12 protein-coding genes are annotated in these 15,302 nt (G+C 42.5%); 5 read left to right on the top strand and 7 right to left on the bottom strand.

What is annotated here, in order from left to right; all coding sequences use genetic code 11:
* Positions 1-169: 169 nt before the first annotated feature.
* Positions 170-1,645: a lytic murein transglycosylase gene (locus tag EI161_RS09780; protein ID WP_192524124.1), complete on the top strand. Its 1,476-nt coding sequence runs from the start codon at positions 170-172 to the stop codon at positions 1,643-1,645.
* 114 nt (positions 1,646-1,759) lie between these two features.
* Here EI161_RS09780 and EI161_RS09775 read toward each other — a convergent pair whose 3' ends face one another.
* The 4 genes from EI161_RS09775 to EI161_RS09760 all read right to left on the bottom strand — a co-directional run bounded on the left by EI161_RS09775 (position 1,760) and on the right by EI161_RS09760 (position 5,301).
* The gene (locus tag EI161_RS09775) at positions 1,760-2,059 is read right to left on the bottom strand and encodes a hypothetical protein (protein WP_192524125.1); all 300 of its coding nucleotides are present in this window, start codon (positions 2,057-2,059) and stop codon (positions 1,760-1,762) included.
* 273 nt (positions 2,060-2,332) lie between these two features.
* On the bottom strand, positions 2,333-3,331 hold the full coding sequence (locus EI161_RS09770) for a DUF4062 domain-containing protein (RefSeq protein ID WP_192524126.1): 999 nt from the start codon (positions 3,329-3,331) through the stop codon (positions 2,333-2,335).
* 174 nt (positions 3,332-3,505) lie between these two features.
* Positions 3,506-4,468, bottom strand: coding sequence for a glutamate racemase (gene murI / locus EI161_RS09765; protein WP_192524127.1), 963 nt, complete (start codon positions 4,466-4,468; stop codon positions 3,506-3,508).
* A gap of 107 nt (positions 4,469-4,575) precedes the next feature.
* Positions 4,576-5,301, bottom strand: a complete 726-nt coding sequence (locus tag EI161_RS09760) for a DUF1285 domain-containing protein (RefSeq protein ID WP_192524128.1) — start codon at positions 5,299-5,301, stop codon at positions 4,576-4,578.
* 655 nt (positions 5,302-5,956) lie between these two features.
* On the opposite strand from EI161_RS09760, the gene EI161_RS09755 reads away from it, so the two are divergent.
* Positions 5,957-7,594: an electron transfer flavoprotein-ubiquinone oxidoreductase gene (locus tag EI161_RS09755; RefSeq protein WP_192524135.1), complete on the top strand. Its 1,638-nt coding sequence runs from the start codon at positions 5,957-5,959 to the stop codon at positions 7,592-7,594.
* A 105-nt stretch (positions 7,595-7,699) separates the two neighbouring features.
* Here EI161_RS09755 and EI161_RS09750 read toward each other — a convergent pair whose 3' ends face one another.
* Entirely contained in the window at positions 7,700-9,196 is a 1,497-nt protein-coding gene (locus EI161_RS09750) for an alanine/glycine:cation symporter family protein (RefSeq protein ID WP_192524129.1), read from the bottom strand.
* A 1,177-nt stretch (positions 9,197-10,373) separates the two neighbouring features.
* Between EI161_RS09750 and EI161_RS09745 the strand changes: the two genes are divergently transcribed.
* The 3 genes from EI161_RS09745 to EI161_RS09735 all read left to right on the top strand — a co-directional run bounded on the left by EI161_RS09745 (position 10,374) and on the right by EI161_RS09735 (position 13,330).
* Positions 10,374-10,634, top strand: a complete 261-nt coding sequence (locus EI161_RS09745) for a DUF4212 domain-containing protein (RefSeq protein ID WP_192524130.1) — start codon at positions 10,374-10,376, stop codon at positions 10,632-10,634.
* A 4-nt stretch (positions 10,635-10,638) separates the two neighbouring features.
* Positions 10,639-12,507 carry a sodium:solute symporter family protein gene (locus EI161_RS09740; RefSeq protein WP_192524131.1) on the top strand — a complete coding sequence of 623 codons (1,869 nt, stop codon included), beginning with the start codon at positions 10,639-10,641 and terminating at the stop codon, positions 12,505-12,507.
* Positions 12,508-12,772: 265 nt separating this feature from the next.
* Positions 12,773-13,330 carry a hypothetical protein gene (locus tag EI161_RS09735; RefSeq protein WP_192524132.1) on the top strand — a complete coding sequence of 186 codons (558 nt, stop codon included), beginning with the start codon at positions 12,773-12,775 and terminating at the stop codon, positions 13,328-13,330.
* A gap of 77 nt (positions 13,331-13,407) precedes the next feature.
* Here the strand turns inward: EI161_RS09735 and EI161_RS09730 are convergent, their stop codons facing one another.
* A complete protein-coding gene (locus tag EI161_RS09730) occupies positions 13,408-14,013 on the bottom strand; it encodes a rhomboid family intramembrane serine protease (protein WP_192524133.1) in 606 nt (201 codons plus the stop codon).
* A gap of 41 nt (positions 14,014-14,054) precedes the next feature.
* Complete coding sequence (locus EI161_RS09725) at positions 14,055-15,107, bottom strand: 5'-nucleotidase (RefSeq protein WP_192524134.1); 1,053 nt, start codon at positions 15,105-15,107, stop codon at positions 14,055-14,057.
* Positions 15,108-15,302: the final 195 nt, after the last annotated feature.

Below are 15,302 nucleotides of genomic sequence, written 5' to 3'. Positions count from 1 at the left end.
GCTGCGTAATTAAAATCTCCCAAGTTTGGTTCTACGGATTTGACGGCAGGGGTCAGAGTGCTGCGATACCTTTTCTTTACTATTTAGATTGGTTACTCTAAGTCCATACTGCACCAATCAGCTTTGCTTCCCTCTTTAATGACCACTTTGACGTTTATAGGATATTGTCATGCGTTTGACTCCAGTTTCTACTTTATCGCTACTTAGCTTTGCTGTTGGGCTAAGTTTTGCTAGCTCCGCCCAAGCCGCTAAGCCACCAGCACCTAATCTATCCAATAGCGAGTTTCAACAATGTCTAGATGGTCTAAAAAACTCTAGTAAATTTCGTGGTGTCGACAGTTTCACTTTTAATAACTACCGTCCAAGCGAGCCAGACCCTAGCGTGATTCAATCGTTAAACTATCAGCCAGAGTTTCAAAAGGATGTCTGGGATTACCTCTCATCACTGGTTGACAAAGAGCGTGTCGAAGATGGTATCCGTGCCAAGCATCAATGGAGCGATACGCTACGTAAAATTGAATCGCGTTACGGAGTAAAGGCTGAGCACGTATTAGGGGTTTGGGGCGTGGAGTCAAACTTCGGGCAAACCTTGGGTAAAAAGCCCTTGTTTGAGTCTCTAGCGACGTTGTCTTGTTTTGATCGTCGTCAAAGCTATTTCCAAGGCGAATACGCCAATGCTTTAAAAATCGTCCAAAAAGGTGACATCGCACCCAGTGATATGACAGGCTCGTGGGCAGGTGCTTTCGGACAAACCCAGTTCATGCCCAGTACCTTTTTAGAGCTGGCAGTAGATTTCGATGGTGATGGTCGTCGCGACTTAGTCAATAGCGTGCCCGATGCATTGGCCTCTACCGCCAATTTCTTGGACAATCGTGGTTATCGAACTGGTGAGCCATGGGGTTATGAAGTTAAATTGCCCAGTGGATTTTGGGCAGCTTCCAACCGCAAAGACAAAAAATCGATGAGCCACTGGCGCAATCAAGGTTTGACCTTAGCCAATGGCAGTCCTCTGCCTTATGATTTAAATAGTGCGGGCTTAATGTTGCCTGCTGGCAAAGATGGCCCTGCTTTTTTGGTGGGTAAAAACTTCGATACGTTTTATTCATACAACGCTTCAGAAAATTATGCGCTGGCAATCGCCCATTTATCAGATTTAATCACCCGTGAGGACAGCAGCAAAACTGACTTTATGACTGCTTGGCCAACAGACGATCCTGGTATCAGCCGTCAGCAAGCCAAAGATATTCAACAAGCATTATTGGACGCTGGTTACGATATTGGCGATGTCGACGGCATCATTGGTGACAATACCCGTACGGCTATCCAGCAATACCAAACCAGTAAGGGTATCTCTCCTGCTGATGGTCGCGCAGGACAGAACTTCTATCGCGCCATTATTGGCAATTCGACACCTAATAGAGGCCAGTCCGGCAATCAATACCAGCAGCCATCGAATAGCCAACCCTTAAACCCTGCTCCTGCCGACCGTATGGGGCAGCTTATTCAACAGCAAACTAGCACTCCTAATAGTAATTCAACACAACCCTCTGCTACTCAACCATCCACTTCTGGTAACACGCGATATCGCCGTGTCACCGACGCTGATGGTGCTGTAAAGCTCATCCGTATCGATGAGGGTTCATAATTCAAACTGCTTTATAGCAAACAAAAGCCACGCTAATAATAGCGTGGCTTTTGTTTGTGCTTGTATTTTATGGGCTTATATTATCTATTTGAACAACCCAATATTTTAAAAAACTTAAACGATAGGTGGTGGATTTGGTTTGCCATTATCCCCATCCCAGTTCTCACGCGCTTTATCATCTAAGTCGGCTGGCGTTTTTGGCTTCCATTTACCATTCTCTTTCCAAGTGGCATCGCCCCAATCTGCATCTTCTTCTTTTCTATCCAAATCTTTATAGGCTTTGCTAGGATCGATACCGCGACGCTTCATATCGGCTACTTGTTCTTCCAACGTATGAAACTGATTGGCATCGTGCATAGACTTTTCTAAGCTATCCAGTTCACTTCTTAATTCATCATTTTTAGAGTTACTCATTATAGGCTCTCCTTAATTAACCATTATTATAAATATATTACGGTTGGTACATTTTTAATTTTAAGCTCAACGATGGGTCAAATATCATTTTTTATTTATAATACTCTTTGTCTATAGTGTCATTATCACGAGTATTGAGCCAATTCACAACCGTTGACGCGTATGCTTTGTATTACAAAACGTAGTCATCATGGTGAATATAATGACTATAAAATATATGGTGATAAGTATTTCGAGATATCGGTGAAATTGATGGCTTGCGAGGATTGCTACTTATTGGGTTTTAGGGCATTCATCTTTAAATAAATTTTTTGCATAAAAAGTAAGCTTCCAAAGCTCTTGTGATACTCGAGTACCGTAGGTCGTTAATTGTATCCAATTGGCGCTAACCAACTGGCGCTGTAAATGGTTCAAAGACTCTTGGGAGATTTGACAGCGTGAGACAGCATGAACATTTGGCATATCTTGTTTTATATCCTGCTCTGCTCTTGAGACGATCAAGCGATTGAAGGTATTATGTAAACCATAGCTAGTAAAAGTCGCTGGTGTTTTCATCAAAGCGATCAGTACCTCTTTCCACGTTAATGTCATTGACCGAGTGACAGTCGTTAAATTCCCACCTTCATAAGCATGAGCGCTATACTGAATATCAAAGGTTTCGGTCAGTACCAGTGGGTTACTGATATTATCTACTACCCGTTCCTCAACCACTGGCGCTTCTTTTGTAAACGTTTTATGGTTGGATATTAGGTCAGACAATCTTTCAGAGACAGTTTGCTTACTAAATTTAATCATCTCCTCACTGACTCTTATCCAGCCACCATTTACGACATGATTGCCCACCGTATTATAATAAGCTTGTACGAGCAGTTTTTCGATATCAACTACGGTATCATAATAATATATTTGACTGTTTTGCCGAGTCACTGACTTAACAAACTCTTGCAACTGACGACTGATATTAGCATCTTGATGATGACTTTTAACCAATATGAGTAAAGGTTTGAGCTTGGCTTTGGCATTCAAATAGCTCAAATGCATTTGACTGACACCGTTTTTTTGCACCGTACCATAGCTGTCGCCGACGACCATTAATACATAATCACACGCATCTATACACTGTCGACCATATAACGATGCTTTTGGCAACTGGCTCGATACGTCATAGGTTAAGAACGCCCGCGCCTGAAAAAATATCGCTAAGCTATCCAAAACAAGCAATTGGTCGTTGTCAGCGCATATGACATGAATATGATAGCGACGGTTTGGCACAATTACCCCTAAACTTAGGTCATCACATAAAAGGGAATGATATAAAAAAGCACAAATATCTTATTTTGCACAGCCTAGCACAAACTTATAAGGCTGGGCTTAATTTATTATCATTATAGCAACATCGTGCAAGATTATGGTCTCCATATTGCCATTAAGGGTATTCGGCAATATCTAACCAGACCAATCAGAATAGTATTGCAATATTGTCTGTTTGCCCAGTAGACCCTCCACTAAAGCGCTAAGTCTCTCATCATGTTTGGTTGCATAAAAAACCAATGGTATTCGAGAATCTACCTTTGTCGGGCTGATTAATTTTGAGTGCCCGCTATTTGTCCCGCTTTCATTCAGTGCAGACAGCTTATTTATGACTAATAGTTGCTTAACCCGTTCAGCAATTGCCTGTCCTGAGTCGACGATCTGCATCGATAATTGCTGCTGTGTAATCTCACTCAATAAAAACGCTTTAAAAAACGGATAGTGCGTACAGCCGAGTACCAATTGATCGACGCCATCACTTGCAAATGCTTGTAATTTCTGGCGTATAAGTCGGGCCGTAGCATCTTGTTCTGGCATCCCTGCCTCTACCCACGGTACCAAGTTTGGATCAAAATACTTTGTCACTATCGTACCGTTAGGATGGGCAAAGTTGGTGATGACGTCATTAAGCAATACTCCATTCAACGTTGCCTTGGTTGCTAACACAGCCACACGACCACTTTGACTGGCCAATATCGCGGGTTTCAATGCAGGCACCAAACCGACAATAGGCAGCTGCGGATAACTGCGCCTTGCGGCCTCCAAAGCATAAGCTGAGGCGCTATTGCAAGCGATGACAATCAGCTTACAGCCCTGCTGATACAACCATTCTACTGCTATCAAAGTCAAGGCTTCGATATCTGCACTGTCGCGATTGCCATAAGGCACATTTAACGTATCGGCATAATAAACATAGCGCTCAGTAGGAAGCTGCTGCGCTAAATGTAGGTAAACGGAGAGGCCACCGACACCCGAATCAAACAAGCCGATGGGGGCACTGCGATTGTTATTAACCACCGCTTTATCAAAAGCGTTGCTAGTAAAAGCGGCTGGTTGGGTTTGCATCTCACTAACCACTTTTTTTGCGGCAATATTCATCGTTCTGTTACCGCCATCCTGATAGACCTGTCATTATTTTGATACCATTTATTTTAATATCGCTGTATTTTAATATCGCTGCATTTTGGCAAATGCTAGATGGGTTATTAGCTGGTTGGCATTGATAACTGGTAGTGTTTCCCACCACTTTGCAAAGTGAGTATCGTCTCACCATCTTGCTCTGTCAATTCACCAATTTCAGTCAAATGATAAAAAGTGTTGCGTCCGATAAGTGCGGTCAAACTATTTCTAACCGCCATGTAAGGACGTATCTGTTTTTCGGTTGCTACGTTTTGATTGCTTGTATTGCCTACCCCAGCGAGCGTTTGGTTCGTGTCATTGTCTTTAGGATTATACGCCTTTAATGTAATGGGGTGCTCATCATCTAAACGTACCACATCGCCAGTCGTCGTGGTAAACTCCAACCAACTCGTCTCATTTTCATTGACAATGCCCACATCATTAATCAACAAGGGCGCATCTTCGACTTGAATACGCAGCTTTTGTACTGGTGTCTTTAAAAAATACTCGGTGACGCCGTTATTGTCCTCTTTCCATAATATAGTGGCAAACAAGCTGACCAATGACTCGCGGGTCATATGCCCACCTTCATGCCACCACTCTCCATTGGCTTTTATGACTAGATCCATATCAGCACTGTTTTCAGGATGCCACTTCTCTAATGGTGGTATGCTACGACCTTCCCGTTTGCCAGCGGTAGATTTTAAATATTGGCTGAGGGCCTCTATATCATTTGGGGCAGATGACACGCTACTTGGGGTTTCAGCACCACTTTCATTATTTTTGATCGTATTGTTGTTATTGTTATTCATCACATAACCTCTGACTTAGTATTAAAACTTAATATTCAAAGTTTGGTAAATCTAACGTTACTATAAATTTTAGTTTCGGGTATGATGAAACCATATCATCTTAGCACCCTCATTATCTCAATCTTACCTTAACACTGATACTTATAAATGCGTATCGTGTTTGTAGGACTTTTCTTTTATAATGAGTAACGATTTTTTATTAAAATGGTCAATTAGGTGTTGTATTAATGACAGATTTTACGTATGCGTTGATATCTTTGAATACATTGAATACAGAGATTTCGACAGTAACGTGGTCAACTAATGCCGCAAAGACAGTTTTTATCGGGCAGCCATATGTCTGAGTGAAGTTAGCGCTGCAAGTTTATTATTCAATTGTTAAGCTAATGATGCCCTGAGATAAGCCACTAAAAGTTTAGGAGTAGGTATGCAAGAGCAAGACACTCAAAAGCCAGTCATTGATGGTGACACTGTGAATACTGACGCACCAGTAGTGACAGAGAAGGCGAATCTAGATAAAGAAACACCAGCCACTGAAGAAGTTGCTGTAGAAGAACAAATCGTTGAACCTGACTCTGAAAAAGTCACTATCGACAAGGCACCAGAGCCAGTAGCAGAACCTGTTGCGCTAGAGCCTGAGATTGAGCGCGAATCAATGGAATTCGATATTATCGTCGTTGGTGGTGGCCCTGCTGGGCTATCTGCTGCTATTCGTCTGCGTCAGCTCGCTATCGCAGCGGGCAACGATGAATTCATGGTCGCTGTGGTCGAAAAAGGTTCTGAGTTTGGTGCTCATATCTTATCCGGTGCAGTTATGGAGCCGCGAGCCTTAGACGAGCTGATACCTGATTGGAAAGCTAAAGGCGCACCGCTTAACGTCCCTGTCACTGAAGATCGCGTGTACATGCTAGGGTCAGCGACTAAATCGACCAAGCTTATGGACTCTATTATTCCAGCCAGCATGCACAACGAAGGCAATTATATTGCATCATTGGGTAATGTCGTTCGTTGGTTAGCGGCTCAAGCCGAAGAGCTAGAAGTCATGATGTTCCCAGGCTTCCCTGCTGCCGACATCTTATATAACGATGATGGCTCAGTTAAAGGGGTATTGACTGGTGATATGGGTGTAGCGGCAAATGGCGATGCTAAGCCAAGCTTTGAGCCCGGCTATGAATTACTGGCTAAGTATACTATCTTTGCCGAAGGCTCTCGTGGTCACTTAGGCAAGCGCCTAATCAGCCGCTTTAACCTTGATAAAGATTGCGATCCCCAGCATTACGCGATCGGCATTAAAGAGCTGTGGGATATTGATCCCGAAAAGCATGAGCAAGGCGTCGTCATGCATGGCTCAGGTTGGCCACTAAGCGATACCGGATCTTCTGGTGGCTGGTGGTTATACTTCGATGAAAACAACCAAGTCAGCTTCGGTGTTGTCATTGATCTTTCTTACTCTAACCCCTACATGTCACCATTTGATGAGATGCAGCGTTTAAAATTACATCCGGTCATTCGCAACGTTTTAGAAGGTGGTAAACGTCTTTCTTATGGGGCGCGTTCACTCACTAAAGGTGGTCTAAACTCATTACCAAAATTCACCTTCCCAGGTGGTGTGTTGGTAGGTGACGACGCTGGATTCTTAAACTCTGCCAAAATCAAAGGCACGCATACTTCAATAAAGTCAGGGATGTTAGCAGCCGAAGCTATTTTTGAAGCGCTACAAGCTGACCGCCAACATGACGAAGTAGTGACCTATACTACTATGTATAAAGAATCTTGGTTATATCAAGACAACTATGAAGGGCGTAACTTTGCCCCAGCTATGCATCGCATGGGTCAATGGATGGGTGGCGCGTTTAACTTTATCGAACAAAACTTGTTGGGTGGCAAAATGCCGCTGACCATTCATGATAACTTACATGATTATGACCAGTTAGAGCGCGCAGACCATGCCTATCAGCCGGAATATCCTAAGCCTGATGGTAAGCTGACGTTTGATAAGTTGTCGTCGGTATTTATCTCAAATACCAACCATACTGAAGATCAGCCAACGCATTTAAAAATGACTGATACCACTGTGCCTATCTCAATCAACCTACCGTTATATGCTGAGCCTGCGCGTTTATTCTGTCCAGCTGGCGTTTATGAAGTAGTGAAAGATGCCGAAGGCGCTAGGTTTGTTATCAATGCGCAAAACTGTGTGCATTGTAAAACCTGTGATATCAAAGATCCTTCGCAAAACATCACTTGGGTAACCCCAGAAGGCGGCGGCGGTCCTAACTATCCAAACATGTAAATCATGATTAAGACAACGATTGTGTTACTTAAATAATATGCCTACAATAAAAAACCGCTCTAAAAAGAGCGGTTTTTTTTGTCTTTATCTATTTAATAATTAAACTTAATCCGTCCATGCATCGCGATTGGCTTCGTCTTTTAGCTTGACGAAATCATCAGGATTAAAGGTAATTTGTTCACCTGTCTTACCTTCTTTCACTTGGCGCTCATAATCACGTAATATTCTCAGTGCCACAGGAGACAATAGCAAAATAGCCACTAAGTTGACCAAGGCCATCAGACCCATCGATAAGTCAGCGAAGTTCCATATGGCAGGTAAGCTGGCAATAGCACCGACAAAGACCATACCTAGCACCATAAAGCGAAACACCATAATCATCACTTTGGCGTTTTTGCTACCAGAGATAAATTCAAGATTGGACTCGCCATAGCTATAGTTGGCAATGATAGAGGTGAATGAAAAGAAGAAAATAGCAATCGCCACGAATACGACGCCCATATCACCCACATACTGTGATAGCGCTAATTGAGTGAGCTGAATGCCTTCTTGCTCGACACTAGGATCGACCACGCCTGATAAAATAATAATAGATGCCGTCGCCGTACAAATTACCAGCGTATCCATAAAAACGCCCAGCATTTGCATAAACCCTTGTACCGCTGGATGGTCAGGATGGCTCTTCGCTGTTGCCGCTGCATTAGGCGCTGAGCCCATACCCGCTTCGTTCGAAAACAGACCGCGCTTGATACCGTTAATCATTGCCTGAGCAATACCATAACCAATCACCCCGCCTGCTGCTTGCTCAAAACCAAAGGCTGATTTTACAATCAACGCAATCGCTGCTGGGAATTGACTAAAATTGGTCACGATGATAAACAATGCCAATAAGATATATAGAATCGCCATGATGGGCACGACTTTACCAGCGATACGAGCGACTGAGCGCAAACCACCAAATACTACTGGAGCAACCAGCACCACCAGCACCAAACCTGTCATCCATGTCGGCACACCAAAGGCTTCGTTGGTGGCCTGAGCGATGGTATTTGACTGTACGCCATTAAATGCCAAACCAAACGCCACCAGCAAACATAGCGAGAAAAATATCGCTAGCCAGCGCTTACCGAGACCTTTTTCGATATAGTAAGCGGGACCACCGCGGTAAACATTGTCATTGTGCGGTACTTTATAAGCTTGTGCTAACGTTGACTCGATAAAACTGGTCGACATGCCGACGAGCGCAGTCATCCACATCCAGAACACCGCACCTGGGCCACCGAGATAAATAGCAATCGCAACCCCTGCTAAGTTACCCGTTCCCACGCGAGCAGCAAGGGAGGTCATCAGCGCTTCAAATGAGCTGATACCACCATCCTTACGCCCCTGATTAGAAACCCGTAATAACTGCCACATGTGACCGAAGTGTCGAAACTGAATAAAACGGGTCACCACTGTAAAGTAAAGGCCCGCGCCTATTAATACGAACATCAACAACCCATACCATGGATTGCTAGCGATTAACCAATCGTTATTACCCCAAATAATGCTGACACCATAATTTACGATACTATTAAGCCAACCTACTACACCCTCGTTCATACGGACTCCTCATTATTACTTTTTATACCTTGTTTAAATGTCATATTGATATTGTCTTTCAGCTACCAAAATCCGAGAAAATCTGACTCAAAATTTTGATATAAAAACATCATGTGCATGATATAGATATTAAAGGGTTAGTCATTATCATATTTGGTTATCAACTTAATAAATTTATTTCTTAAATAAATGTTACTTATAGTCTTTATACTATAGAATGTATTAAGTAACAATTTAGCAGCATGAATGAGATAATTACCGTACTATTCAAGTAGTTTTATTGACGATATGGCACTTATCAAAAATAAATTTATAGTATTTATTAGAAGTCATGCCGAATTGTTTGGAATAACGCTCACATAAATTTTATATAAATAAATTTTATATATTCATACCGATTTGCTATGTGCTTACGAGCATGAATAACTAGAGCATCAGAAATATTAAGACGCTTGTCAGGAAGACAAGATTGTGAAAAAGACAGCGGACCGTCCTATCCCCTCTCCCTTCCTAGATATACTCTTTTTTTTCTATGCGAAAACTGAATCAATGTGGTCAGCGTCATACCTGACAAAATAGTTGTTATTTTTGGGTAAATAATTTTCAGTAACCAAATATACTGTTACATATTATATTTTTACTGTTTATCGTTCGCGCTGTATCAGGCAGTACGTGTTTATTTTTTATAGTCTGTTAGGGGCTGTATAGAATTCATCTATTAGGACTGCTGATCGCTAAAATAATTCCAGACTAGGCGTAAATCGAAGGTAATGTCGAGACCTTAGCTAGATTTACAACAACGTCTGGGGCGATTTTAGCATCAGTCCGAAGGAACAGGACTATTTTTTGCCACTTCATAGCCAAAACTATCGCGCTTAGAATGACTAAACTTACTATTTTTGGCGTCGAATTGCCTAAAAAATAGTCTTTGTCAGTTCCTTAGCTGAATTCTATACAGCCCCTAGTTTATAAAAAATACTGCAAAAATTTACTCATTTTATTGGTAATTTTTGGTTACTAATGCTGGTTGGTCATTCTGCTTTAGCGGTCTATAAAACAATTTTTATAATTGTTTTATAGATACAATGTCGCCCTAGGCGATAGAAGCTAAACCACAATGACTTGCTAGACTCCAAACAGTAACCCCGTTTTTATGTAAGGCAAAAGGAGTTGTCCTATGGAGAACCGCAACGATACATCCGGCTATTGGCAAGCTAATATCCGTCTTATTATAGGTAGTCTAATCATCTGGGCAATATGCTCTTATGGTTTTGGCATCTTGTTACGTCCATTATTGTCAGGTATCGCTATCGGCGGTACTGATATAGGCTTTTGGTTTGCACAACAAGGGTCTATTGGGATATTTATCATCTTAATCTTCTTCTACGCCTGGCGTATGAATAAACTCGATAAACAATATGGTGTAGACGAGGAATAGCCCTATGAGTCAATTTACGATTAATATTATTTTTGTGGGTCTGTCCTTCGCTTTATACTTCGGTATTGCGATTTGGGCGCGCGCTGGTACCACCAGTGAGTTCTATGTTGCTGGCGGTGGCGTCCATCCGGTTGTGAACGGTATGGCAACAGCCGCTGACTGGATGAGTGCCGCGTCATTTATCTCCATGGCAGGCATCTTAGCAGCTGGTGGTTATGGTGCTTCAACCTACTTGATGGGTTGGACGGGTGGTTATGTACTACTAGCCATGCTACTTGCGCCTTACTTACGTAAGTTTGGTAAGTTTACCGTACCTGACTTTATTGGTGATCGCTTTTACTCTAAAACCGCTGCTATGATTGCAGTCGTCTGTTTGATTATCGCATCAACCACTTACGTTATTGGTCAGATGACGGGTGCTGGTGTTGCTTTCTCACGCTTCTTAGAAGTTGAGAACGATACAGGTCTTATCATTGCTGCTATCGTGGTATTCTTCTACGCCGTACTTGGTGGTATGAAAGGGATTACTTACACGCAGGTTGCACAGTATGTGGTTCTAATGATTGCTTATACAATTCCTGCGGTTTTCATCTCGCTCGAATTGACTGGTAATCCAATTCCAGGTCTTGGTTTGTTCTCAAACCATGTCGAAGCTGGCGTTCCTATTCTAACCAAGCTTGACCAGGTCGTTACTGACTTAGGTTTTGCGGCTTATACTGCTGATGTACCTAACAAGCTAAACATGGTGCTATTTACTTTATCACTGATGATTGGTACAGCAGGTCTACCGCACGTTATTATTCGCTTTTTCACCGTTCCTAAAGTTGCTGATGCCCGCTGGACAGCCGGTTGGACATTGGTATTTATCTCATTGCTATATTTCACTGCTCCAGCAGTAGGTGCAATGGCGCGTCTAAACCTACTCGATACGATTTACCCACAAGGTGTTGATGAGCCTGCGCTTACTTATGAGCAGCGTCCTGATTGGATGAGAACATGGGAAGACACCGGACTCATCAAGTATAACGACCTCAATAATGATGGTCGCATCCAGCTATACAACGATAGCGGACTTGGTGCAGCACAGATTGCCTTGACAGCTGCAGAAGCTGAAGGTGGCGACGTTGCAGCAGCAACAGCAGCCGTTGCCAAAGCACAGGCTGAACATGATCTAGAAGTCGATGGCCGCTTTACAGATGCAGGCTGGGCTGGTAATGAGCTCGATGTCAACGCTGACATCATCGTATTGGCTAACCCAGAAATTGCACAGTTACCACCATGGGTTATTGGTCTTATCGCCGCAGGTGGTTTGGCAGCAGCGCTATCAACGGCAGCTGGCCTACTACTAGCTATCTCATCAGCAATCAGTCATGACTTGATTAAAAGGAATCTTAATCCAAACATTACTGACAAAGGTGAGCTAAAAGTAGCACGTATCACCATGGGTATCGCGATTGTTGTTGCTACATGGTTGGGCATGAATCCACCAGGATTTGCCGCACAGGTGGTTGCATTAGCCTTTGGTATTGCAGGTGCTTCACTGTTCCCTGCATTGATGATGGGTATTTTCTCTAAGCGTATTAACAGCATCGGCGCTATCGCTGGTATGTTGACGGGCTTAATTAGTATCTTACTCTATATCTTTGTTTTCAAAGGTTGGTTCTTTATCAGTGGTACTGCAAACTTCCCTGATACAGCAGAGTATTGGTTATTTGGTATCTCGCCATTATCATTCGGTGCGGTCGGTGCATTACTTAACTTTATCGTAGCATTCGCTGTTTCTTATGCTACTGCACCACCACCATTACATATCCAAGAACTGGTTGAGAGCGTACGTTCTCCACGTGGGGCTGGCGGCGCAGTCGACCACTAAGCCACCAAGTGAGGTATAAATAACGTATCTTCTGTTACTATATATCACTCACAGGCAGCAGCTGCCTGTGAGTGATTTTTTTACTCCAACGTTGTTATTTATATATTTTATGACAAACGATTATTTTGTTAACCTGTTTCTAAAATTAAAAACAATGAGAAAAATATCCGTAAGTACTACTATTGATATAGTTAGTAAGCCAGATAGCGTTCGTTTATTTTAGGAATAGGTATTAATTGCGCCCAGTGCGTTAAGGACGACTCTTATGCTTTTTGAGTTTATTGCTACTATAGCTGCTGGATTTGGCTTAGCCGGAGTGGCACTCATCATAACTCACCTCAGCAAACTGGCGGGCAAGCGAGCACCTAAATGGCTTATTCCCTTGTTTGGTGCTATCGGTATCTTTGCCTTTCAAATACACCAAGAATACAACTGGTACGATCAGCAAGTGGCTCAACTACCTGAAGGCGTGACCGTGGTTAAAAAGGCTGAAGAGAGTACTTGGTTCCGTCCATGGTCGTACGCTAAACCACAAACATTTCGCTTTATAGCCGCCGATAGTGGACACGCCCGTGCTCAAGTAGACAACCAAGATATCTACTTGGTAGATTTATATTTGTTCGAACGACGCTTGAGTGTGCAGAAAATCCCGCAGGTCATCGATTGTACTGCCCCTGCGCGTGCAGACTATATACTACCAACAGCAGAAAACAGCAAACTAACTATCAAAGAACACGTTAAACAAACAACCAAATGGCGTCCTTTAACGACTGATGATCCGTTATTTATCAATGTGTGTTCAGACGAGCAGAGTAATTTATAAAAATATCCAACCATAGAATAGTGATAATAAATCATTTTGCTAGAAAAATATTTGGAATAGTAGCGTCATGATGACATCTAATAACGTTTAGTCATTTTCGTATAAGTATGTTTTGAGTTTGCCCCTAACAATAAGCCGGCGCATAAACCCCCAAAATGCGCGGCAAATGAAATACCTTGCTGCGGCATCAATCCTTGCTTAATAGTCAACCAATACCCTGCTCCCATCACAATACAAGCCAACAAATACCCCCAACGCCGTGCGAAGACTGCCCCACCTATCATATAACCGAGCATCGCAAAACATAGCCCTGACGCACCAATGTGTATGGACGATGGTGAACCAATTACCCACGTCACCAAGCCAGATGCGACTATTAACTTAATGACTGTACGATATGCATTTTTTTCAAAAAGTCCAAATAAAAATAAAATTTGTAACAGCGTCACAGTATTACCCAGCAGATGTGAAAAATTGCCGTGCATTGTCCATGACGCAAATACCCCTATCATACTGCCCAGATCTAAGGCACGTGGCACAATACCAAAGATATTCCACATGCCGAATAATGCCACTTCATTTAGAAAAAACATGCCCCACATCGGTATTAAAACAAAAGCATATAAGCCAATAACCTGTTTTACTCGTAACATAATTAAGCTAAGCAGTCGCTGCCAATTCATATAAGATCCTATTCCTTTAGTCCGAATTCTTTAGCTATATTTTAATGATTCACCACAAAAAGTGAGCGTTCTACCGGTTTAAAAGCCAACAGTGCCGCCTCTTTATCAGCCACTAAATAACTATCGCTGTGTAGTAGCGATGTCGAATGATAAGGGACTAAAGCAGTAGGAATAAAACCCCGTGCAGCATTAATATGCTTCACCGAATCATCAAAGAAAATATGGGGTGCAAAAGTTTTGAGTACCGCTGTCTTTTCCAGTCCACCTAAAAAAAATGCCATGTCAAGATCCACTCCCCAATCGCGCAGCGTTTTTATCGCTCGTAAATCAGCAGGCGCATTGCGTGCGGTCACCAAAGCAATCTTCATAGGGCAAGAATGCAAGCTTGCAGGCAGACGTTCTTGCATTTTGGACAGTTTAATTAATAATTCTGCATACGGACCCTTTTCTATTGGCAAATCACGCATTTCGGCTTCCCGATCGTGGAAAGCTTGCAAACCCTTTTGCTTATAAAGCAGCTCGCCTGAGTCATCAAATAAGACAGCATCACCATCAAAAGCAATGCGCAGCTGCTTAGTGTCTAACTCATAAGTATTGACTGGTGTTGCGTCTAGTATCGCACAAGCGCAGATATTAGCATCTACAACTTGCTGCGCATCTTCGCGGTTGGTGGTTAAAAACAGATCAACATCAAAATCCTTGATATAAGGAGCAACAAGGCTACCCGAAATAAATGCTGACCTTGAAATGTTAAGCCCATGTTCACGGATCGCATTGAGTACCTGAATACCCGTATCTGGACTACCTTTTGAGACAATAACCACTTCGACTAACGGCGCTTCAATATCTGATTCCGGATCAGGACATTGATTACAGTAGTTATTTAGATTGAGCAAAGCTTTGATCAAGGGGTAGCCGGCACCAATATTTAAAGAGTCGTTTTCACGCTCAGCCATATAGTCACGGAACTCTTTTATAGCGCTGATAGGGCGCTGCTCTAATAATTGTAATAAATAGCTTTCTGCTTCTGTTAAATCAAAAAGTGCAGATGCGGAAATTGCGACTATGAGCGTGTTACTAAAATCGACTGCCATATTTTTATTCTCTATTATGAATAGATAATTACGTTAATGATTGGGTGGTGTGTCAGAAAGTATGCTGAAGAAATAAAGGAGGGTGACAGCCAAAGCAAGATGATATATTTGAGGTTATGAAGACACAAATAGATATCAGCTGCCCCGACTGTCACAGTCCCAGTTTAAAGAAAAATGGCAAAAAAAGCTATGGCA

The organism is Psychrobacter sp. FME5 (assembly GCF_014861375.1).
Lineage (GTDB): Bacteria > Pseudomonadota > Gammaproteobacteria > Pseudomonadales > Moraxellaceae > Psychrobacter.
Note: the sequence above shows the minus strand (reverse complement) of the source record. Positions and strands in the feature narration are given on the sequence as shown.